The organism is Pseudomonas glycinis (assembly GCF_054871425.1).
In genome coordinates, this window is sequence record NZ_JBTYHF010000010.1 from 273921 (window position 1) to 294753 (window position 20833).

18 protein-coding genes and 4 tRNA genes are annotated in these 20833 nt (G+C 59.5%); 9 read left to right on the plus strand and 13 right to left on the minus strand.

The window, feature by feature from the left end:
- Positions 1 to 9: 9 nt before the first annotated feature.
- The 4 genes from lpxK to ACYSTU_RS23550 all read right to left on the minus strand — a co-directional run bounded on the left by lpxK (position 10) and on the right by ACYSTU_RS23550 (position 4416).
- Positions 10 to 1020 (minus strand): tetraacyldisaccharide 4'-kinase, encoded by a 1011-nt coding sequence (gene lpxK / locus ACYSTU_RS23535; protein WP_499001889.1) that lies wholly within the window; start codon positions 1018 to 1020, stop codon positions 10 to 12.
- Positions 1020 to 1448 carry a flagellar polar localization protein PocB gene (locus tag ACYSTU_RS23540; protein ID WP_016771006.1) on the minus strand — a complete coding sequence of 143 codons (429 nt, stop codon included), beginning with the start codon at positions 1446 to 1448 and terminating at the stop codon, positions 1020 to 1022. The genes lpxK and ACYSTU_RS23540 overlap by 1 nt, the downstream gene beginning before the upstream one ends.
- The gene (locus ACYSTU_RS23545; RefSeq protein WP_016771007.1) at positions 1445 to 2080 is read right to left on the minus strand and encodes a flagellar polar localization protein PocA; all 636 of its coding nucleotides are present in this window, start codon (positions 2078 to 2080) and stop codon (positions 1445 to 1447) included. The genes ACYSTU_RS23540 and ACYSTU_RS23545 overlap by 4 nt, the downstream gene beginning before the upstream one ends.
- 101 nt (positions 2081 to 2181) lie before the next feature.
- Positions 2182 to 4416, minus strand: coding sequence for a DNA internalization-related competence protein ComEC/Rec2 (locus ACYSTU_RS23550; RefSeq protein ID WP_499001893.1), 2235 nt, complete (start codon positions 4414 to 4416; stop codon positions 2182 to 2184).
- Between the two features lie 136 nt (positions 4417 to 4552).
- On the opposite strand from ACYSTU_RS23550, the gene ACYSTU_RS23555 reads away from it, so the two are divergent.
- Positions 4553 to 5071: a DUF2062 domain-containing protein gene (locus ACYSTU_RS23555; protein WP_499001896.1), complete on the plus strand. Its 519-nt coding sequence runs from the start codon at positions 4553 to 4555 to the stop codon at positions 5069 to 5071.
- A 137-nt stretch (positions 5072 to 5208) separates the two neighbouring features.
- Here the strand turns inward: ACYSTU_RS23555 and ACYSTU_RS23560 are convergent, their stop codons facing one another.
- From ACYSTU_RS23560 to ACYSTU_RS23575, 4 genes are all read right to left on the minus strand, one after another.
- Positions 5209 to 5988 (minus strand): ABC transporter permease, encoded by a 780-nt coding sequence (locus tag ACYSTU_RS23560; protein WP_039760202.1) that lies wholly within the window; start codon positions 5986 to 5988, stop codon positions 5209 to 5211.
- Positions 5985 to 6917 carry an ABC transporter ATP-binding protein gene (locus tag ACYSTU_RS23565; RefSeq protein ID WP_217878667.1) on the minus strand — a complete coding sequence of 311 codons (933 nt, stop codon included), beginning with the start codon at positions 6915 to 6917 and terminating at the stop codon, positions 5985 to 5987. Before ACYSTU_RS23565 ends, ACYSTU_RS23560 begins: the two co-directional genes overlap by 4 nt.
- 133 nt (positions 6918 to 7050) lie before the next feature.
- Positions 7051 to 7674, minus strand: coding sequence for a glutathione S-transferase family protein (locus ACYSTU_RS23570; RefSeq protein ID WP_499001898.1), 624 nt, complete (start codon positions 7672 to 7674; stop codon positions 7051 to 7053).
- A gap of 43 nt (positions 7675 to 7717) precedes the next feature.
- Entirely contained in the window at positions 7718 to 8377 is a 660-nt protein-coding gene (locus ACYSTU_RS23575; protein ID WP_206421730.1) for a transglutaminase-like domain-containing protein, read from the minus strand.
- 247 nt (positions 8378 to 8624) lie between these two features.
- Here ACYSTU_RS23575 and ACYSTU_RS23580 point away from each other — a divergent pair, with 247 nt between their 5' ends.
- A complete protein-coding gene (locus ACYSTU_RS23580; protein WP_110601722.1) occupies positions 8625 to 11072 on the plus strand; it encodes an acyl-CoA dehydrogenase in 2448 nt (815 codons plus the stop codon).
- Positions 11073 to 11145: 73 nt separating this feature from the next.
- Positions 11146 to 11553 (plus strand): PA2817 family protein, encoded by a 408-nt coding sequence (locus ACYSTU_RS23585; RefSeq protein ID WP_016771014.1) that lies wholly within the window; start codon positions 11146 to 11148, stop codon positions 11551 to 11553.
- Between the two features lie 645 nt (positions 11554 to 12198).
- Here ACYSTU_RS23585 and ACYSTU_RS23590 read toward each other — a convergent pair.
- Positions 12199 to 13197, minus strand: a complete 999-nt coding sequence (locus tag ACYSTU_RS23590; RefSeq protein WP_024013940.1) for a LysR family transcriptional regulator — start codon at positions 13195 to 13197, stop codon at positions 12199 to 12201.
- Positions 13198 to 13286: 89 nt separating this feature from the next.
- Between ACYSTU_RS23590 and ACYSTU_RS23595 the strand changes: the two genes are divergently transcribed.
- The 4 genes from ACYSTU_RS23595 to ACYSTU_RS23610 all read left to right on the plus strand — a co-directional run bounded on the left by ACYSTU_RS23595 (position 13287) and on the right by ACYSTU_RS23610 (position 17341).
- Positions 13287 to 13913, plus strand: coding sequence for an alanyl-tRNA editing protein (locus tag ACYSTU_RS23595; protein WP_130902596.1), 627 nt, complete (start codon positions 13287 to 13289; stop codon positions 13911 to 13913).
- A 90-nt stretch (positions 13914 to 14003) separates the two neighbouring features.
- Positions 14004 to 14774 (plus strand): 2OG-Fe(II) oxygenase, encoded by a 771-nt coding sequence (locus tag ACYSTU_RS23600; protein ID WP_110601728.1) that lies wholly within the window; start codon positions 14004 to 14006, stop codon positions 14772 to 14774.
- Between the two features lies 1 nt (position 14775).
- Positions 14776 to 15414, plus strand: a complete 639-nt coding sequence (locus ACYSTU_RS23605) for a LysE family translocator (RefSeq protein WP_016773667.1) — start codon at positions 14776 to 14778, stop codon at positions 15412 to 15414.
- A 187-nt stretch (positions 15415 to 15601) separates the two neighbouring features.
- Positions 15602 to 17341, plus strand: coding sequence for a dipeptidase (locus tag ACYSTU_RS23610; protein WP_499001904.1), 1740 nt, complete (start codon positions 15602 to 15604; stop codon positions 17339 to 17341).
- 137 nt (positions 17342 to 17478) lie between these two features.
- Here ACYSTU_RS23610 and ACYSTU_RS23615 read toward each other — a convergent pair.
- The 4 genes from ACYSTU_RS23615 to ACYSTU_RS23630 form a co-directional block, all read right to left on the minus strand.
- Positions 17479 to 17554: transfer RNA gene (locus ACYSTU_RS23615), tRNA-Gly, on the minus strand.
- Between the two features lie 3 nt (positions 17555 to 17557).
- Positions 17558 to 17633: transfer RNA gene (locus ACYSTU_RS23620), tRNA-Glu, on the minus strand.
- A gap of 104 nt (positions 17634 to 17737) precedes the next feature.
- Positions 17738 to 17813: transfer RNA gene (locus tag ACYSTU_RS23625), tRNA-Gly, on the minus strand.
- Positions 17814 to 17815: 2 nt separating this feature from the next.
- A tRNA-Glu gene (locus ACYSTU_RS23630) sits at positions 17816 to 17891 on the minus strand.
- Positions 17892 to 18274: 383 nt separating this feature from the next.
- On the opposite strand from ACYSTU_RS23630, the gene ACYSTU_RS23635 reads away from it, so the two are divergent.
- Together ACYSTU_RS23635 and ACYSTU_RS23640 are read left to right on the plus strand one after the other, a co-directional pair.
- The gene (locus ACYSTU_RS23635; RefSeq protein ID WP_039764159.1) at positions 18275 to 19033 is read left to right on the plus strand and encodes a hypothetical protein; all 759 of its coding nucleotides are present in this window, start codon (positions 18275 to 18277) and stop codon (positions 19031 to 19033) included.
- A gap of 114 nt (positions 19034 to 19147) precedes the next feature.
- A complete protein-coding gene (locus ACYSTU_RS23640) occupies positions 19148 to 20572 on the plus strand; it encodes an IS1182 family transposase (RefSeq protein WP_499001908.1) in 1425 nt (474 codons plus the stop codon).
- The last annotated feature ends 261 nt before the right edge of the window (positions 20573 to 20833 follow it).

Below are 20833 nucleotides of genomic sequence, written 5' to 3' on the forward strand. Positions count from 1 at the left end.
ATAAAAGAGTTAAGGCAGCAGACGATCCGGCAACAGGCGCATCATTTGAGTGTCGAACCAGGCCACGAAGGCTGGCGACGGCACGGCATCGACCGCCAGGTACCACCAGTCGGCAGCAGCAAAGGCACGGCACTTCACCGCGTCCTTTTCGGTCATCACCAACGGCAATGACGGGATGAAATTCAACGCCTGCACGCTGTACTCGGCGTGGTCGGCGAATGCATGGGCGATCGGCCGCCAGTCTAGCGCTTCGAGGGTATTGAAGAAACGTTGCGGGTTGCCGATCCCGGCCACCGCATGCAGCGCTTGCCCGGGCGGAAAATGATCCAGTGACCGACGTTCGCCGCTGCGCAGGTTGACCAGCGCGGTGGGTTGCAGGCGAAAGGCGAAACCATCGTCGCGATCATCAAGGGCACCGTTGAACAGCACGCCATCGACGCTTTGCAGGCGCTCGACCGGCTCCCGCAACGGCCCGGCCGGCAGACAGCGCTGGTTGCCCAGGCCCCGTGCGGCATCGATCAGCACCAGCTCCAGATCCCGCGCCAGACGATAATGCTGCATGCCATCGTCGGACAGAATCAGATCCAGCGGTTCACTGGCGATCAAGGCTTTGACGGCGGCGCTGCGATCAGGGTCGATCATCAGCGGCACGCCGGTGCGCTGGACGATCAGCAACGGCTCGTCACCGGCAATCTCGGCGCTGTGCTCGGCCTCAACCCGCCACGGCAGTTGCGGCGGTTTGGCGCCGTAACCGCGACTGACCACACCAACGCGCAGTCCACGGCGTCGGCAATGTTCGATCAGCCAGAGAATCATCGGCGTCTTGCCGGTACCGCCAACGGTGATATTGCCGACCACGATCAACGGCACGGGCGACTGGTAGATCTCGCCTTGACCGTCGAGAAAGCGCTGACGCTTGTTGATCACCACACGGCGATACAGCATTTCCAGTGGCCGCAGCAGCGTCAGGGCCGGATGCCCCTGATACCACGCGGCGAGCAGGCGATCGGACAGGCTCATCAGGATTTCGGCGCCGCCTCGACCGTGGTCATGCGCAGATGGCTGAAACCGAGCTTGCCGGCCGCGTCCATGGCGGTGATCACCGATTGATGCTGGGCCTTGCCATCGGCACTGATCGACAGCGGCATGTTGGTGTCGCCGTTGGATTCTTTCTGCATGGCTTCCATCAGCGTCGCCAGATCATTCTTCGGCAGAATCTTGTTGTTCACCGAGAACACGCCTTCGGCACTGATCGCGACGTCCAGCTGTTTGACCTGCTGATCTTCGGCAGGCGAACCGCTGACCGCTTCCGGCAGATCCACGCGCAACTGGGTTTCCCGAGTGAAAGTGGTAGTGACCACGAAAAACAGCAGCAGAATGAACACCACGTCGATCAGCGACGCGAGGTTGATGTCTACGGTTTCCCGGGGCTTGCGACGGAATTTCACGCTTTGCCCTCGGCCAGATCGACATCACGGTCGCCCTGCACCACTTCCACCAGTTTGATCGCTTCCTGCTCCATACCGACCACCAGCTCGTCGATGCGGCGCTGCAAAAACCGGTGGAAGAACACCGCTGGAATCCCGACCATCAGGCCTGCTGCGGTCGTGATCAGCGCTTTGGAAATACCGCCGGCCAGTACCGAAGCATTGGTGGTCATGCCGGAACCGGTGAAGGCACTGAAAATGTCGATCATGCCCAACACGGTGCCGAGCAGGCCGAGCAGCGGCGCCATGGCGGCTATGGTGCCGAGTGCGTTGATGTAGCGTTCGAGTTCATGAATGACCCGCGCGGCGGCCTCTTCGATGCACTCTTTCATGATCTCGCGACCATGCTTGGAATTGGCCAGGCCTGCGGCGAGGATTTCCCCCAGCGGCGAGTTGGCGCGCAATTCCTTGAGTTTTTCCTTGTTGAGCTGCTTGTCCTTGATCCAGACCCAGACCTGACCCAGCAGATGCTCGGGGGTGACGCGACTGGCGCGCAGTGTCCACAGGCGCTCGGCGACGATCGCCATGGCCGCGATGGAACTCAGAATGATCGGCAACATCATCCAGCCGCCGGATTTGACCAATTCCCACACAGTGACAGTCCCCTCGAAAAAGTGCGCCACTTTACCATACCGATCCGCGATTAAGAGTCGCCGCCCCGACGACCGTGAGGTGGCACTCATGCTGGCACCGATCAACGGCCAGCCACCGGTGGATCGCGCCAGAAACGCCGCTGTTGACGCATCGTCCACGGCGGTTTGAAGCTGCCCAGTTGCAGATGAATGGCACCTTGTTCGGCGCTGTCGTAGATGCGCAGGCCCTGTTTGCGATAGCGCGCCAGCACGGTCGGATGCGGATGACCGAAGGAGTTGCCGTGGCCACGGGAGATCAGCACCGCTTCGGGCTGCAAGGCTTTGAGCAGGGCCATCGATGATGAACTGCGGCTGCCGTGATGTGGCGATTGCAGCCACTGCGTCGGCACGGCCAGCGGGCTGTCGAGCAGAACGCGCTCGGCGCGAATGTCGATATCGCCGGTGAGCAGCAGGCGTTCACCGTTGGCCACGATCTGCAATACACAGGAGCGCTGGTTGCTGTCATCGGCCGCCGACCATTGCCAAAGCTGGAACTGCACGCCATCCCACTGCCACTGTTCGCCACTTGCGCAGGCTTCGGCGTTCAGCTCCGGCGGCAGGTTTGGCACATCGCCGCTGACCACGCGGTGCACCTTCAATCCCTGCATTACCGCCCGAGCGCCGCCAGCGTGATCGGCGTCAGCGTGGCTGAGCAGCATCAGGTCGAGCGCTTGCACATTGAGTTTACGTAACGCTGGCAGCACCACCCGCTCGCCGAGATCGAACTCGCCGAAACGCGGGCCGGCGTCATAGAGAAGCGCGTGATGGCGGGTGCGGATGAGGATGGCCAGGCCTTGCCCGACGTCAAGTTGCCAGACATCGGCCCGCCCTTCTTCTATTCGCTCTTGAGGCGGCAATGCCAGGAGCAACAGCAGCGGCCAGCCCAACGGACGCATCGGCACGCCACGGGGCAACAGCACTAAAATCGCGCCAAGGCTGCCCAGGACCAACGCCCACCATGGAATGGCGGCCGGTATCCACGCCGGCCATTGCCCGGCAATCAGCGCCAGCCCGATAAACAGCCAGTCGATCAAACCACCGGCCAGCCACAACAGTCCTTCGCCAACATAAGGCACGGGCAGCAATAGCGTGCCGAGCAATGCCGGCGGCAACACCACGAGGCTGACCCACGGTACCGCCAGCAGATTGGCTACCGGCCCGCTGACGCTGATGGGCAAGCTCAGCGCCAGCAACACCGGGCACAAGCCTATCGCGATCAGCCACTGCGCGCGGGTCCAGGTCTGCCACCACCGCCAGGCCCCCAGCCGCCCGCCGAAGGTGAAGATCAACACTGCCACCGCCGCGAAGGACAGCCAGAAACCCGGACGCAAACTGGCCAGCGGATCAAGCAGCAGCACGCCATTGAATGCCAGCAGCAACGGCCACCACGCGCCGAGATGACGAAAACGCAGGCGCCACAGCAGCACCAGCGCCACCATCACGCAGGCGCGCTGCACCGGCACATCGAAACCGGCGAGCAAGCCGTAACCCAGCGCCGCCGCGAAGGCCAGGCCGCACGCCCACGGCAGCCATGGCCAGCGCAACGGCCAGATTCCGAAACGCGCCAGCCCGGCGACCAGCAGATACATCACTGCGGCGAGCAAGCCGATGTGCTGGCCGGAGATCACCAGCAAATGCACGGTGCCGGTGTCTTGCAGCACCTGCCAATCCTCGCGACTGAGGCCTGAACCGTCACCAAGCACCAGCGCCGCCAGCGCGCCCTCTCGTCCTTGCGCATCGGCCGCCAGCAGGCGCTGGCGAACGCCGTCGCGCCATGCATACCGGGCCTCAGCCAGGCGCTGGCCATCCTTGATCGTGCCGGTCGCCCCGATCCGTTGCGCCAGCAGCCAGGCCTCGTAATCGAAAGCGTCCGGGTTGAGCAAGCCACCCGGGCGCTTCAATTTCACCGCCAGACGCCAACGCTCACCACTATTCACCGCCGGCCCGGCGTACCAGGCCAGGCGCAGCAGCGATGGCAATTTTTCGTGGCGTGAACGCGCATCAGCCAGCTCGAAACGGACCACGCCATCGTTGTGTTGCGGCAAGCCGACCACTCGCCCTTCAAGCCAACGGGTCTCGCCGTCCAGGCCCGGTGGCAAGCGGTCAGTCAGCGCCCACTGCGCACTGAAACAAGCCCACGTGAAACCAAACAGCAAAAAAGCCAATGGATAGCTGCGAAACGGCAGCAGCATCAGCGCCACCACTGGCAGCACTACCAGCAAGCCGACCGGCGGCAAGGCCGGCAAAAAAACCGGGGCCAGCAGACCGACTGCCAGCGCCATCATCCCTGTGCGCATATGCCCGTCCTTGAGAGTCCCCTCCTTAGGCATAGCGGGTGTGCGGCACCACCGTCGTCAACAATTGTCACAAAGTCTGAATGGGCGGTTCGTAGAATCCAGACATACTTGCCGCCTTAACCGACCGAGAAGCCTTATGCCCCGGCGCTTATTCAAACGTTACATGCCCGACCCGACGAGCATCAGGGAACACAAATCCTTACGCTTTCTCGGCAAGTTGCTGCATGACCCGAACCTCTGGCATCTCAACCGCCACTCGGTCGCCCGGGCGATGGCGGTCGGCCTGTTTGCGGCATTCCTGCCGATACCCGCGCAGATGCTGGTCGCGGCGGCATTGGCAGTGATGGTGCGCGGCAATATGCCGATCGCGGTGAGTCTGGTCTGGCTGACCAATCCGATCACCATGCCGGCGGTGTTTTTCTGCACCTACCAGGCCGGGGCGTTCCTGATGGATGTGCCGGCGCGGCATCTGCCGGACGAGCTGACCTGGGAATGGATCAGCGGTGAGCTGTCGACATTGTGGCAGCCGTTTTTATTGGGCTCGGTGGTCGTCGGTCTGGTGCTGGGCGTCCTCGCGTACTTTCTGGTGATGCTGTACTGGCGCTGGTGGGTAGCGCGGCAATGGCGGCGGCGCAAGAAAAGTCGGCAGAAGTGAATGCAAAACGGCCTCCGCTATGGGAGGCCGTTTTTTGTTGTGTCTGGGCTGGCCCCTTCGCGAGCAGGCTCGCTCCCACAGAGAACATCATTCCAATGTGGGCGAGCCTGCTAGCGAAGAAAGCGACGCGGTCGGGATCAGGTACGCATCCCGCGCCCGCTCACCAGCAACCGCGCACAGCCGAGATACAGCACCACGGTCGCCACCAGCATGAAGGTGATGGCGATGCCGATACGGATATCCGAGACACCAAGGATGCCGTAGCGGAAGGCGTTGACCATGTGCAGCACCGGGTTGGCCAGCGACACGGTCTGCCAGAACGGTGGCAGCAAAGTGATCGAGTAGAACACGCCGCCCAGGTAAGTCAGCGGAGTCAGCACAAAGGTCGGAATAATCGAAATATCATCGAAGTTGCGCGCAAACACCGCGTTGATGAAGCCCAGCAGCGAGAAGATTGTCGCGGTCAGCACTACCACCAGAATGGTCACGCCGAGGTGATGCACCTGCAAATCTGTGAAGAACAGCGACAGGATCGTCACGATCAGACCCACCGCCAGACCGCGCAATACGCCACCAATGGTGAAGCCGATCAGGATCGTGTGCGGTGACACCGGCGAGACCATCAACTCTTCGATCGAGCGCTGGAACTTGCTGCCGAAAAAGCTCGAGACCACGTTGCCGTAGGAGTTGGTGATCACCGACATCATGATCAGCCCCGGCACGATGTACTCCATGTAAGTGAAGCCACCCATGTCGCCGATCTGCCGGCCGATCAGGTTGCCGAAGATCACGAAGTACAGAACCATGGTGATCGCCGGCGGCAGTAACGTCTGCGGCCAGATCCGCATGAAGCGTTTGACCTCGCGGTAGACGATGGTTTGCAGGGCGACGAGGTTGGGACCGAACTCGGAACTCATACCGCCACCTTCGACAGATTTTTCTCCACCAGGGACACGAACAACTCCTCGAGGCGATTGGTTTTGTTACGCAGGCTCAGCACTTCGATGTTCTGCTGCGCCAGCTGGGTGAACAACGCCGTGATGCCCATGGATTTGTCGACCTGCACTTCCAGGGTATGGCCGTCGAGCAATCGGGCCGGGTAGCCGAGCAATTGCGGCGCCGCGCTCAAGTCGTTCTTCAGGTCAAGCAAAAAGGTCTCCACGTGCAACTGGCCCAGCAACTGTTTCATGCTGGTGTTTTCGACGATGGTGCCGTGGTCGATGATGCCGATGTTGCGGCACAGCTGCTCGGCCTCTTCCAGGTAATGCGTGGTCAGGATGATGGTGATGCCTTTCTGGTTCAGCTCGGTGAGGAAGGTCCACATCGAACGGCGCAGTTCGATATCGACGCCCGCAGTCGGCTCATCGAGGATCAGCAGACGCGGTTCATGCACCAGCGCACGGGCAATCATCAGACGCCGTTTCATGCCGCCGGACAGCGAACGCGACGGCACATCACGCTTGTCCCACAGCCCCAGCTGGGTCAGGTACTGCTCGGCGCGTTCCTTGGCGACTTTCGCCGGAATGCCGTAGTAGCCGGCCTGGGTCACGACGATGTCGAAGGTCTTTTCGAACTGGTTGAAGTTGAATTCCTGCGGCACCACGCCGATCGAGCGTTTGAGCGACGCCGGGTTCTTGTCCAGGTCATGGCCGAAAATATTCACGGTGCCGCTGGTCTTGTTGACCAGGGTCGAGAGGATGCCGATGGTGGTGGATTTGCCGGCGCCGTTGGGGCCGAGCAAGGCGAAAAAGTCACCTTCGGCGACGTCCAGATCGATACCACTCAAGGCCTGGAACCCGTTGCCGTAGGTTTTGGTTAGCTGCCGGATGGACAGAGCGGAACTCATATCGGATTTACGCACCAAGAAGGAAGGAAAGAAGTAAATAAGGGCGGACGGCGAGGGAAACAACCGCGGCGCAAGTTCGCAATGGTGCTTGCCGCCGCCGCACAAGTACAGTCAAGTGTGTCGATAGTAATTATCAAGTCAACGCGGTCATGACCGCTTTCTGATAGGCCGCACGCTGCTTCAAACGTTCATACCAAGCTTGCAGATGCGGTTGCGGCGCGCGCTCGATGGGCATTTCGAACCAGGCATAAATGAAGCTGCCCAGCGGGATGTCGCCCATGCCAATCTCGTTTCCGGACAGATAAGGCTGGCTGATCAAGGCATGGTCGGCCATGTTCAGCAATTCATCGCATTCCTTGATCGCGGCGTTGATCGCCTTCCAGTCCTGCTTCTCCGCAGGCGTACGCAGCACACCCCAGAACACCGTGCGAAACGGCCCGGCGAAATTCGACGTGGTCCAGTCCATCCATTTGTCCGCTGCGGCGCGGGCTTGCGCATCCGCCGGATACCAGGCGCTGTCCGGGGCATATTTGGCCAGCAGATAGCGCACGATGGCGTTGGATTCCCACAGCACGAAACCGTCATCCTCGATCACCGGCACCCGGCCATTGGGGTTCATCGCGCGGTACTCGGGCGTGTCGACCACACCGAACGCGCCGCCGGCATCGATGGCCTCGTACGCCAGGCCCAGCTCTTCGGCAGCCCACAAGGGCTTTCTGACGTTCGATGAATTTTTCCGTCCCCAGATCTTCAGCATGACCGCCTCTTTGCAAGTGAGTGGACGGCCAGCATACGCCGGATCAGGTGCGACTCAAATCAGTCTGCATGTCGCCCAACAGCATCGGCAGTTGCTCACTGAACAGATGCGGATAGCACTTTTGCAGGTGCTCGAAGAAGAACGTTTCCGGCACATCGGTGAACTGGCCGTGATCGAGCAGATACTCCATCAACTGCGCGCCGTCACGGTTGAACGGGTGGAAAACGCTGTCATTGATGCCATCGAACTCCAGCGCTGCGACGTTGAACAACTCGCACAGTTGCTGGTTGAACGCTGGCGTCGCCTTGACCCAGCGGCCGTCGAGAAACAGCTCGGTGTAGCCATGCATGGCAAACACATCGCTTTTCAGCAACTCGAGCAGACGTGGCGTCGACAGGTGATTGCGCACATCGGCCAGACCGATGCGCGCCGGGATCCCGCAATGCCGCGCACAACCGGCGAGCAACGTGGCTTTCGGCACGCAGTAACTCTCCCCTGCTGCGAGTGCGTAACTGCCGCGCAGGGTTTGCGGATCACGGCTGAAGGTGTACGGGTTGTAGCGCACCGCCTCGCGCACGGCGTAATACAGACTGATCGCCTGCTCACGCGGATCATTACTGGCACCGCGATGCTGCTCGGCGAACTCCACCACCGCCGGGTGGTCACTATCGATGAAGCGGCCGGGGCTCAGATACTCGTGCATGACGGCAATCTCCTGGATGAGTCACGAGTCTAGCGACAGCCTGAGCACAGAGATAACGACGTTTCGGCCAAACCTGAAAGCAAAGCTGCGCAGCAACGAACGATTTCCCACACGTGTTGCCCACCGAACCTACGAAAACCATCCGGGGTTTCCCACGATTTCAATCACTATGCTCTGACCACCCTTATTTGCAGATGCCGTCTAAGCTCTGGAGGGTCGATTTGCCTTGGTTCACGGAGGACTGAATATGCTGTTGTTGTGGATACTGGTTTTGATCGTCGGCGTGGCGTATCTCGCCCATCGACGCATCGCCCCGCTGCCCGCGTTGGGCATCGTTGCGGCCTATCTGGTCGCCATGGGGATTTTCAGTCACGCGCCGGGCTGGCTGCTGTTTGTCTTCTGGGTCCTGTTGGCGGTGGTCGCAGCGCCGTTGTTGCTGCCCGACCTGCGCCGTAAACACTTCACCGCGCCGCTGTTCAACTGGTTCCAGAAAACCCTGCCGCCGATGTCGCAGACCGAACGCGACGCGATTGATGCCGGCACCGTGTGGTGGGACGGCGAGCTGTTCAGCGGCCGTCCGGACTGGGACAAACTGCTGTCCTATCCCAAGGTGCAACTGACTGAAGAAGAACAGGCTTTCATCGATGGCCCGACCGAAGAACTCTGCGCGATGGTCAGCGACTGGCAGATCGGCCAGTCCATGGACCTGCCGCCCGAGGCCTGGACGCACATCAAGGAACATGGCTTTTTCGCCCTGATCATTCCCAAGGAATACGGCGGCAAAGGCTTCTCCGCTTACGCTCACTCCCAAGTGGCAATGAAACTGGCGACGCGCAGCGGTGACCTCGCCTCAACCGTGATGGTCCCGAACTCCCTCGGCCCGGCCGAATTGCTGCTGCATTACGGCACCGATGAACAACGTAATCACTACCTGCCGCGCCTGGCGCGTGGCGACGATATCCCGTGCTTCGCCCTCACCGGCCCGCTGGCGGGTTCCGACGCCGGCGCGATGCCCGACACCGGGATCATCTGCAAAGGCCAGTGGGAAGGACAGGAAGTCATCGGCCTGCGCCTGAACTGGGAAAAGCGCTACATCACCCTCGGCCCGGTCGCTACCCTGCTTGGCCTGGCATTCAAGGCTTATGACCCGGATCACCTGCTCGGTGAGGAAGAGGACCTCGGCATCAGTCTGGCGCTGATCCCGACCGATACCGCAGGAGTGGAAATCGGTCGTCGACACCTGCCGCTGGGCGCCGCGTTCATGAACGGCCCGAACTCCGGCAAGGACGTGTTCATTCCGCTTGACTACCTCATCGGTGGTCAGGAAATGCTCGGCAAGGGCTGGATGATGCTGATGAACTGCCTGTCAGTCGGGCGTTCGATCTCGCTGCCAGCCGTCGGTACCGGTGCGGCCAAGTTCACCAGTCTGGTCACCGGCCAGTACGCGCAGATTCGCGAGCAATTCAATGTACCGCTGTCCGCGTTCGAAGGCATTCAGGAAGCCATGGCGCGCATCGGCGGCAACGCGTGGATGATGGACGCCGCCCGCATGCTCACCGCCAACGCGGTGGACCTGGGTGAAAAACCATCGGTGCTGTCGGCGATCCTCAAATATCACCTCACCGAACGCGGCCGCGAATGCATCAGCCACGCCATGGATGTGCATGGTGGTAAAGCGATCATCATGGGGCCGAACAACTACTTGGGCCGCAGCTGGAACGGCGCGCCGATCTTCATCACCGTCGAAGGCGCGAACATCCTGTCGCGCAACCTGATGATCTTCGGTCAGGGCGCGATCCGCTGCCATCCATTTGTGCTCAAGGAAATGGCCCTGGCCGGTCGCGAGGACAAGGATCAGGCACTCAAGGAATTCGACGGCCTGTTGCTCAAGCACATCGGTTTTGCCGTCAGCAATGCCGCCAGCACACTGGTGCTGAACCTCGGGCTCGGTCATTTCGAACATGCGCCGGGCGACAGGATCAGTCAGGGCTACTTCCGCGCGCTGAACCGTCAGGCCGCCGCATTTGCCATGCTCGCCGACTTCAGCATGATGCTCCTGGGCGGCGAACTGAAACGCCGCGAACGTCTGTCGGCTCGCCTTGGCGATGTACTGAGCAACCTGTATCTGGCCTCCGCCGCGCTCAAGCGTTATCACGACCTGGATTCGCCGGCGTACATGGAGCCGCTGTTCCGCTGGGCCATGGAAGAAAGCCTCGGCCAGTCGGAGCGTGCGCTGGATGAACTGCTGAGCAACTTCCCGAACAAAGTCTTCGGCTGCCTGCTGCGGGTCATCGTCTTCCCGTTCGGTCGCCGTCACAAAGGCCCATCGGACAAACTCGGCGCCGAAGTCGCTGCGGTCATCGGTCGCGCCAAAGGCGATCCGGCGCTGGAAGAACTGCTCGCCGGCTGCTACCGCCCGCAATCGGCGGACGATGCGGTGGGCGCCCTGCAACACGCCAGTGACCTGCTTAACGCCGCGCAACCGCTGCACAAGAAACTGCACACCGCACTGAAGAGCGGCCAGGTCAAACCGGCAGCCGGCGAACACGCCATCGATGCCGCACTGGAAGCCGGCGTACTGCAAGCCGTCGAAGCGCAAAGCCTGCGCGACGCCGAAGCGGCCCGCCGCAAGGTGATCGACGTCGATGATTTCGCCAAAGAAGAACTGACCCAGGCAGAGGGCAAAGTCCGCTGATCCCGGTTTATGTGAAAAAACGGCGCGAGGGCTTTATACTCCCGCGCCCGTTTTGCTCTTGAGGACTTATCTCGTGTCCAACGTCGTTGCCGATCATCTCGTGTTGCTCGACCACCTGCGCATTATCCTGGTCGCCGTAGGTGAGGCCGAACAAGTGCCCGAAGAAAGCCATGCCCTGTTCCTCGAGCGCTTCGACGAACTGCTGGCCTCCCTGCCGATCGACCCTATCGAAAGCCAATATCTGGGCCAGGACATCCTCACCCAAGTCATCAGCCGCTACCCGCAAATCGCCCACCTGATCCCGCGCGATCTGCTGTGGTTCTTCGCCGGCGACTGCCTGCACTACCTCTCCGACGAAGAAATCGACCTCTACCAGGCCCTCGAAGAACGCCGCTACGAAGCCGAACAGAACGACGAACCGTTCGACTGGAACCAGGAAAAACAACTGCTGGCCATGTCTGCGCAGGACAGCAAGCACTGATATCGACAGGTAATCGAAAGGCCCGCACTGGTGATTCCATGCGGGCCTTTTTTTCAAGATCAAAAGCCCCTCACCATAGCCCTCTCCCGGAGGGAGAGGGGACTGACCGAGGTGTTTGGGCGAGTTACGTCGATGTGAAAGTCCGAGTTGAACTCGGGATTTGAAAAGCACACAAATCAGCTACCTCTCCTCGGGGAGAGGGCTGGGGTGAGAGGCGAATCCAACAAAGATCCAAAGCAGACCACACGCTTTTCACCACTCAAAACAATGAGCGCAAGCTCGAGTACCGCTCTTGATCTTGATCCATAAGCGACGTCGGAAGGCTGAGCGTAGGGATTGATCCGGGCGTGGGAGCGCAGCGACCGTACGACGCAGTCGTACACAGCGAAAGGAGGTGCAGCGAAGCAAACCTTAGCCGCTGCGCCCGGATCGATCCCGCAGCGAAGGAACCCGAGCCTGCGAGGGCCGAACGCAGGAGCAAGCCTTTTCGGTTACCTTTTTGCTGGGCCGGCACTCCGGCGTTTGGAAAAGGTGACTCGCCGTAAGGGCGAAACCGCCAGAAGCGACAACCTAAGCAACGGATATACACCCAAAACCCCAAGAACCTGGTCGGCCCCAAGGCCGCCAAGTCCCACCAAAAAAACCTCAAAGCAACCCCTCACTCTCCGGCAGCTCATACGCCACAGCCGCATTGCTCCCACCGGCAGATTTCCCGGGCCTACCCAACGTCGGCTCCTTCTGCAAACACTCCACCAGATAATCAATAAACACCCGCAACTTCGGCGGCAGATAACGCGTCGGCGAATGCAGCAACCACAACCCGCCATGATAGGAAGCAAGAAACGTCCAGTCCGGCAACACCTGCACAATCAACTTCTGTTCCAGCGCATAACGCGCCGTGAAATACGGCAGACTGCCAATCCCGATGTGCTGCAACACCGCCCCCAAGCGCACACCCGTGTGATTGGCGGCATAACGCCCACGCACCCCGACCGTGACAGCTTTACTGCCCTTCTTGAACTTCCAGCGCGCATCGCTCGGCGTTTCGCCCAGATAAATACAACTGTGGTTGAGCAAATCGTGAGGATGCGTCGGCGTGCCGTGTTCGGCCAGGTATTGCGGCGTGGCGCAAAGCAAATGATCGATGGTCAGCAACTGCCGCCCGACCAGACCCGCCGGCGGACGATCAGTGATGCGAATCGCCAGATCGACATGATCATCGATCAGATCGACCTGACGATCTTCCAGCAACAACTCGACGTCGACCTTGGGATAGCGGCGCAGAAACTCCGGCATGTGCGGATGAATCACAAAGCGCCCCACCGCTTTCGGCACGCTGACCCGCACCAGACCTTCGGCTTCGTGGGTGAACTGGCCGCTGATTTCCATCACCGATCTGGCCGCGCTGACCATTTCCTGGCAACGCTTGAACACCTCTTCGCCGCCATCGCTCAAGCGCAGTTTGCGCGTGGTGCGTTGCAGCAGGCGCGTGGCCAACGCCTTCTCCAAGCGGGAAATACTGCGACTGACCGCCGAGGGTGAGGAACCCATCTGCCGCGCCGCTTCAGAGAAGCTGCCGGTCTCGACAACCTTGACGAAAATCGCCATTTCACCCAACAGCGGGAGCGGAAGATTGATGCTCACGACGCACAAGTCCTTTGATGTTCGAACGGATTATCACGTTATTGCACGATTCATATAATAAAAACAGAACTTCGATCAGGGCATGGAATATGACGCTTCGCCTGTTTTTTCACAGTGACGACCTCAAGGCGAATGTCGAAGTCCTCGACTGCACACCCCACGAGAACGAATTCGCCGTAGTGCTGCGCGCTACCCTGTTTCACCCCCAGGGCGGCGGTCAGCCTTGCGACACCGGCTGGATCGGTGAAAGCCGGGTGTCGCGCGTGGTGCAGGAAGCGGAGCGCATTGTGCATTTCGTCGACCGCCCGCTGCCGCTGGGCATGACCGTCATCCGCATCGATGAAGAACGCCGCCGCTTCAATACACGCATGCACTCGGCCGGGCACCTGATCGGTCATTTCATTCAGGCCATGGGCTGGATGCCGATCAAAGCGCACCACTGGCCGGACGAAGGCCGGGTGCAATTCAAACCGGGCGATGGCGCGGAAGAAGTCGATGCGCCAACCGTGCAAACCGGTATCGAGCAGTGGATCGAACACGATCTGCCGCGTCTGACTTCACTGCGCGAGGGCGCGCGGGAAATCAGTTTTGGTGAACTGCCGGCCTATGGCTGCGGTGGCACCCACGTACGCAGCCTGAAGGATCTGGGCACAGTCACGATCGCGTCCCTTTCGCAGAAGAAAGGCATGCTGTCCGTCCACTACAGCGTGGATTGAGCATTTCGGACGTTGCCATCGCGCAGCGTCCGACGCCGGGGAACCGCACTCGCCGGTTCCGTTGACTATCGATAGATGGACCTAAAACAAATGATGCTAGACGTCGAGCGTCTCGATGAGACGTGCATAAAAAAACTGGCCAACGAAGAAGTCCTCGCCATCCGCGTCAAACGCTTTCTCCCCGAGCCACTGGCGATCGAGATCGGCGACAAGATCCTCGCCCCGGGCTTTGAAGGCTACATCAACGCACCGAGCATCGGACGCATCGGCATGGCCTTCTACGAGGCGGAAAACCAGCCGCTGCTGATCGAGGATTACTTCGAACGCGCCACCCGCAACATCGCCGAACTGCGCCAGCGCTGCGCGCCCTACTCTTCGCCGATCGACACGTTGCGCTGCATGCTCGACGAGTCCTGGCCCGCTGGCGCGCATCTGGAAAATCTCTACGGGCGCAAGATGTATGTCGGCTTGTCGCGCGTGGTCAAACCCGGCGTGTGCTTTCTTGCTCATCACGACATCTTCGCCAAGGACGCCCCGGACAGTTTTCAGGCGCGCAGCCTCGAAGCGCAATTTGCCTGCAACGTCTACCTGAACATGCCCACCGAGGGTGGCGCCTTGCAGATGTGGAATGACCACATCACCCCGGATCAATTCGACGAAATGCGCGGCGACAGTTATGGCATCGAGCCGTCGCTGCTGGGGCCGCCCGCCCTCGAAGTACGACCGCAGCCCGGCGATTTCATCATGTTCAATTCGCGGCGCATGCACTCGGTGACTCCGGGCGTGGCTGATCCGCGTTTGAGTCTGTCGTTCTTTGTCGGCTATCGCGGCGATGCCTCCCCTCTGACTTTCTGGAGCTGACATGCTTTCCAATTACCTGGGCGAGTTTCTCGCATTGGCCACCATCCACTTTCTCGCCGTGGTGGCGCCCGGTCCGGACTTCGCCGTGACCATCCGCCAGAGCGTGCGCTTCGGCCGGCTCGTCGGCATCTGCACTGCGCTGGGCATCGGCGCGGGAATCTCCGTGCACGTGCTGTATACCCTGCTCGGCGTCGGCGCCCTGATGCACACCACGCCGTGGCTGCTGACTGTGGCCAAAGTTGTCGGTGGGGCTTATATCCTTTATCTAGGCGTCAGCCTGATCCGCAGCAAACCGAAGAGCAGCGTCGAAGGCGAAAAAACCGCCGATGAGCCGCTGGTTGAACAGTCACTGTTCAAGGCATTCAGCACCGGTTTTCTGACCAACGCGACCAACCCCAAGGCCACGCTGTTTTTCCTGGCCATCTTCACCACGATCATCAGCGCCAGCACACCGCTGCAGATCCAGGCGTTCTATGGCTTGTGGATGTGCTTCGTCAACGCGCTGTGGTTCGTGATCGTCGCGCTGTTTTTCTCCAGCAACAAAGTGCGCCTGCTGTTCATGCGCCTTGGACACTGGTTCGAGCGCAGCATGGGCGTCATCCTCATTCTGTTTGCCGGACGCCTGATGCTGTCGATGTAACTCGCACAAAAAAAGTCCCGGCATCAGTTGCCGGGACTTTTTCATTTGTGCGCCTCTTTTGCATTTCTGTGCGACAGATCAAGTTTGTGACTCCCTCTTCACCTGCTCATGGTGGTAGGTTGCAAAATGTTTCTGCCGCAAGCGTCAGACATATTTTCCCAATCTCTAGCAAAGGAATGCCTGTTACATGGTCTTTTCCCTGAAAAAACTGGCCGCTGCCACGCTCGTCATGGCCAGCCTCACCGCGTTTACCAGCGCCGCACAAGCCAACATCACTGCCGAGCAAAGTGCAGCGATTCTGAAATCCCTCGACGGCAAGAACCTGACGGACTTCCGTAGCTTCCTTGGCAGCCTGGCGAAAAGCGACTTGGCCAAAACGGATAAGCTCACCCCGTCCATCAGTGCCTTCCTCGACAACAAGACCCTGAACGCCGACCAGCAGAATGAAATTCATCGCTTGCTGGGCATTTATACCCGCGTGAAATATGGCAAGGCCGCGCTGGAAACCCTGCGCCAACTCGTCGAGATCCCGACCTTCCGCAAGGACGGCGTGGAGCAACACGACAACCCGGAATTCATCAAGATTGCCGGCGAGATCCAGAAACTCGCCGAATCCTTCGGTTTGAAGTTCCGCAATGTCGATAACCGTGTCTACGAAATTTCTCTGGACGGCAAAGGCGACGAAGTCGTTGGCATTCATGCCCACGCCGATGTGGTGCCGGTGACGCCGGAAAACTGGGTGCTGAAGGACGGCACCAAACTCGACCCGTTCAAAGTCACGCTGATTGGCGATCGCATGTACGGTCGCGGCACCGAGGATGACAAGAACGCTATCGTCGTGGCGCTGTACGCCATGAAAGTGATCAAGGACGAGAAACTGCCACTGGCGCGCAACTTCAAGTTGCTGGTCGACACCACCGAAGAAACCAGCGGCGACGCTATTCCTTATTACTTCGAACGCAACCCGACGCCGAACTACAACATGGCGCTGGACGGCGGTTATCCGGTGGTGATCGCCGAAAAAGGTTACGGCACTGTCATGGCCAACTTTGCCAAACGCAAAGGCGAAGGCAACGGCGCGGAAATCATTTCGATGACTGGCGGCAAAGCGACCAACCAGATTCCGTCCGCTTCGGTGGTCACACTGGTAACCGACAAGCCAGCCGAGCTCGCCGCCAGTCTGCAAAAGGCCGGCGACGCTTATGCCAAGGCCAACGGCGGCGATTTCGAAGTCGCGGCAAAGGTTGATGGCAAAGACGTCAAACTGACCGTGACGGGGGTTTCTGCGCACTCCTCCGAACCAGAGTCCGGCGTCAACCCGGTCGCGCGAGTGCTGAGTTTCATCAACAGCCTGGACGGCAAAATCGCGCTCAAGCACAACCAGTTCACCGATGCCGCGCGTTATGCCGATGACAACTGGGGCCTGGACTACCTGGGCAAAAAACTCGGCGTGGGCTTCTCCGACTCGTTCATGGGGCCACTGACCACCTCGCTGACCTACGTCGGTGAGGATGACAAAACCTTCAAACTGGCGGTGAATCTGCGCGTACCGAAGGGCAAGTCTCCGGAAAAGCTCAAGGCTGAGATCGCTGAGAAACTGGACGCCTGGAGCAAGAAGACTCATGTCGCTGTAGCGTTCGACTATTCCGTGGCCGAACCGATGTATCGCAACCCCGAAGGTGAATGGGTCAAGGCGCTGCTTGCCGTAGCCAGCGAAAACCTCGGCATGAAGTCGGAATTCGGTACTTCCGCCGGCGCGACTTCGGTTCACGAATTGCCGAACGGCGTGCAATTCGGCCTGGCGCGACCTGAAGCCAAATACACCGGCCACACCGATGGCGAATTCAAGACCGTCGATCAGTTCCTGCTGGATCTGCAGATCGTCACGGAAATGATGGGCCGTGTCGGGCAGTTGCCGAAGCTGTAAAGCTCTGCCTGAGCCCGATCATTGATGACCGGGCGCAAAATAAAAAAAGGACCTGTGAAAAGGTCCTTTTTTATTGCCGCCACAAAACGCGCACAAACAAAAACGCCGATTATCACTGATCGGCGTTTTTGTGAAATTGGAGCGGGAAACGAGACTCGAACTCGCGACCCCGACCTTGGCAAGGTCGTGCTCTACCAACTGAGCTATTCCCGCAAATGGCGTCCCCTAGGGGACTCGAACCCCTGTTACCGCCGTGAAAGGGCGGTGTCCTAGGCCACTAGACGAAGGGGACACGCTACCCGGAACACATGGTGTGTGTTTCGGTGTCCAGATCCGCATCCGAAGACTTGGTTCTGGTTTCACTCAGCACCGCCCGAAAGCACTGCTGTTTAAAATTGGAGCGGGAAACGAGACTCGAACTCGCGACCCCGACCTTGGCAAGGTCGTGCTCTACCAACTGAGCTATTCCCGCATTGGCGTCCCCTAGGGGACTCGAACCCCTGTTACCGCCGTGAAAGGGCGGTGTCCTAGGCCACTAGACGAAGGGGACACACTACAACATTCACTCCCTGCTGCGTTTCGCTGTGTGCTTTACGCTGCAAGTGGCGCGCATTCTATGGATGGATTGAGGGGTCGTCAACCCCCTGATATAAATTTATTTAAATCAATGACTTCGACCTGGATTACGGGCCGCGTAGGGCTTTTCCGTCGTCCGAAACCTGACGCCTATATTCCGCCACTCGCCAAGACGTTATAGTCACCGCACAGTGATGGCAATCTGCACATCAAGCGCCAGCATTCATCTATACAGCTGGCGGCCGATACAGATTGCAGCAGCCGATCAAACCCGTCGAGCGGCGCTAGGCGCCTAAATGCCCAGCCACTACACTCGCATGCGAACCCTATAAAGAGGTCTTACCGGTGACACCACTCATGATCACCCTGCTAGTCGTAGCCGGGATCGCAATTCTGATCGCCATTGGCTACATGAACCATGTGGTGGAAAACAACAAACTGGAGAAGGCCCGCACCAAAGTCGAACTCAACGACCGCCTGCGCCGCTGCGGCGAACTGACCGAAACCTTCCCCGGCCAGTTCATGACCCCGGCGCTCAAGCTGCTGCTGACCCGCCTGGAACTCAACGTCTGCCAGCGCCTGCTCAACCTGGAAAAAACCAGCGCGACGACCAAGGCCCGCATCACCGAACTCAGCGCCCTCGTTGCCCAGGGCGAATCGATCCCGGTGAACAACCCGCCCGCGCCGATCCTGACCGAAGCCAAAGCCAAAGACGTGCGCTTCCTCCTCGAAGCCCTGCACGGCCAGATCACCCGCGCCGCCCACGACGGTTTCCTGCCACCGAACGAAGCCAAACAATGGATTCGCGAAGTGCGCCACATCCTGGTGCTGCTGCACATCGAATTCTTCAACAACCTCGGCCAACAGTCCCTGCAACAAAACCAACCCGGCCAGGCCCGCCTCGCCTTCGAACGCGGCGTGCAATACCTGCGCAAACAGCAGGACCCGCAGATGTATGCCGAGCAACTGCAATACCTGGAAAAACTCCTCGCCCGAGCCAACGCCCAGGTCATGGACAAGATCGCCCCGGTGGAAGGTGAAGAAAACCAACTGACCGCCGGCTTGAAGGATGTCGAAGCCGATGCGGACTGGAAGAAGAAAGTGATTTACGACTGAGGCGCGAATGCTGGGGAGAGAAGCCACCGTTATTCAGACTGTGTGAAAACCTAGCAATCTGTGCGGCACTCAAAGAAAATGCTCCGTATCGAAAGATACGGAGCATTTTTCGTTATGGCCTACATCCAAGGAGAGTCCCGCAGCCAGACCAGCCTGTTCCCGGTCTCGCTGGAGGAACTGATCCCCGAGGATCACCTCGTTCGCGTGATTGACCTCTACGTCGCCAAGCTGGATCTGGTGCAACTGGGCTTCGACAAAGCGCTGCCCAAAGGCACCGGGCGCCCCTCTTATGATCCTGCCGATCAGCTAAAACTCTATCTCTACGGCTATTTCCAGCGGATTCGCTCATCGCGGCGGCTCGAAGCCGAGTGTCAGCGCAACATCGAGGTGATGTGGTTGATCAACCGGCTCAAACCCGACTTCAAGACCATCGCCGACTTTCGCAAAAACAACAAACCGGCCTTTGTGGCGACGTGCCGGGCCTTCGTCCAGTTCTGCCGAACCGCCGGTCTGATAGCCGGTGAGTTGGTGGCCATCGATGGCAGCAAGTTTCAGGCGGTTGCTTCCTCGCGGCGTCATATGAGCTTGAAGCGGCTCAAGCACCAGGAGCAGAAGCTGGATAAACGCATTGCCCAGTATCTGGCCGAACTGGATGAAGCTGATAAAACCGAAGCCGATGAGGTGGTTGATCGCAGTGCGGTCAAGACTGCTTTGGTGCAACTTGAAGTCAGGCACTCCAACAACCTGACTTGCCAGGCACTGATGAAATCCATGGCGCTTGAGCAATTCAATACCCACGAAAGCGATGCCCGAATGATGCGAACGCACAAAGGACCGAGGGTCGCGTACAACGTGCAAACAGCCGTGGACGCTGAGCATTGCCTGATCCTGCATCATGAAGTCACGCGGGACAGTGATGATCGCAAGCAACTTGAGCCTATGGCCAAGGCCGCCAAGGAACACCTGCAGCAAGATGAATTGACGGTGACTGCCGATGCAGGCTACTCGAATGGCAAGCAGTTCCAGGCCTGCGAAGATGAGAACATCACGGTTTATGTACCACCCAATCGGTCAGGCAACTCCAGCGGCAAGGAAAAGGAGTTCTTTGACCGAACAGTGTTTACCTACGATGCGTCGCAGGATCGATATCAATGTCCCGCCGGAAAATGGCTGACACTCAAGCAAACCAGTAAGGGCGATCGTATCTACCAGGCGGCGATCAGCGACTGCGCCAACTGTCCGCTGAAAGCGCAATGCACTGAGGCCCGGCGCCGATACGTCTCACGCCATGCTCACGAAGAGGCGTTCGAACGCATGGAGCGGCGAATGCCGGCGCACCCTGAAATGATGGTCAGCCGAAGATCCATCGTGGAGCATCCCTTCGGAAACCTAAAACAGTGGTTGTTTGGCAACGCTCGCTTCTTGCTGCGACAGCTCGAGGGGGCGAGAGCCGAAATGGCCTTGGCGGTGAACGCCTATAACCTGAAAAGAGCGATTAACGTGCTGGGCGCACGTCAGTTGATGGCGTTGATGGGCTGAACGCCCTTTTTCGTCTGCTATCCGCACAAAAGCAAACGCCCCGAACAAATCGGGGCGTTTGCTTGAAACCACCATCAGTGTGTTTTCACACAGTCTGGTTATTGGTGGCTTTTTTGTGGGTTACTTGAAAGAGGATGTGAATTGAAGACCGCTTTCGCGAGCAGGCTCGCTCCCACATTGGGAAGCAGTGTTCTCAGGTAAAAATCGGTCGGCTGTCAGGCCGCCTTCGCTGGCAAGCCAGCTCCCACAGAACAGCAAAAG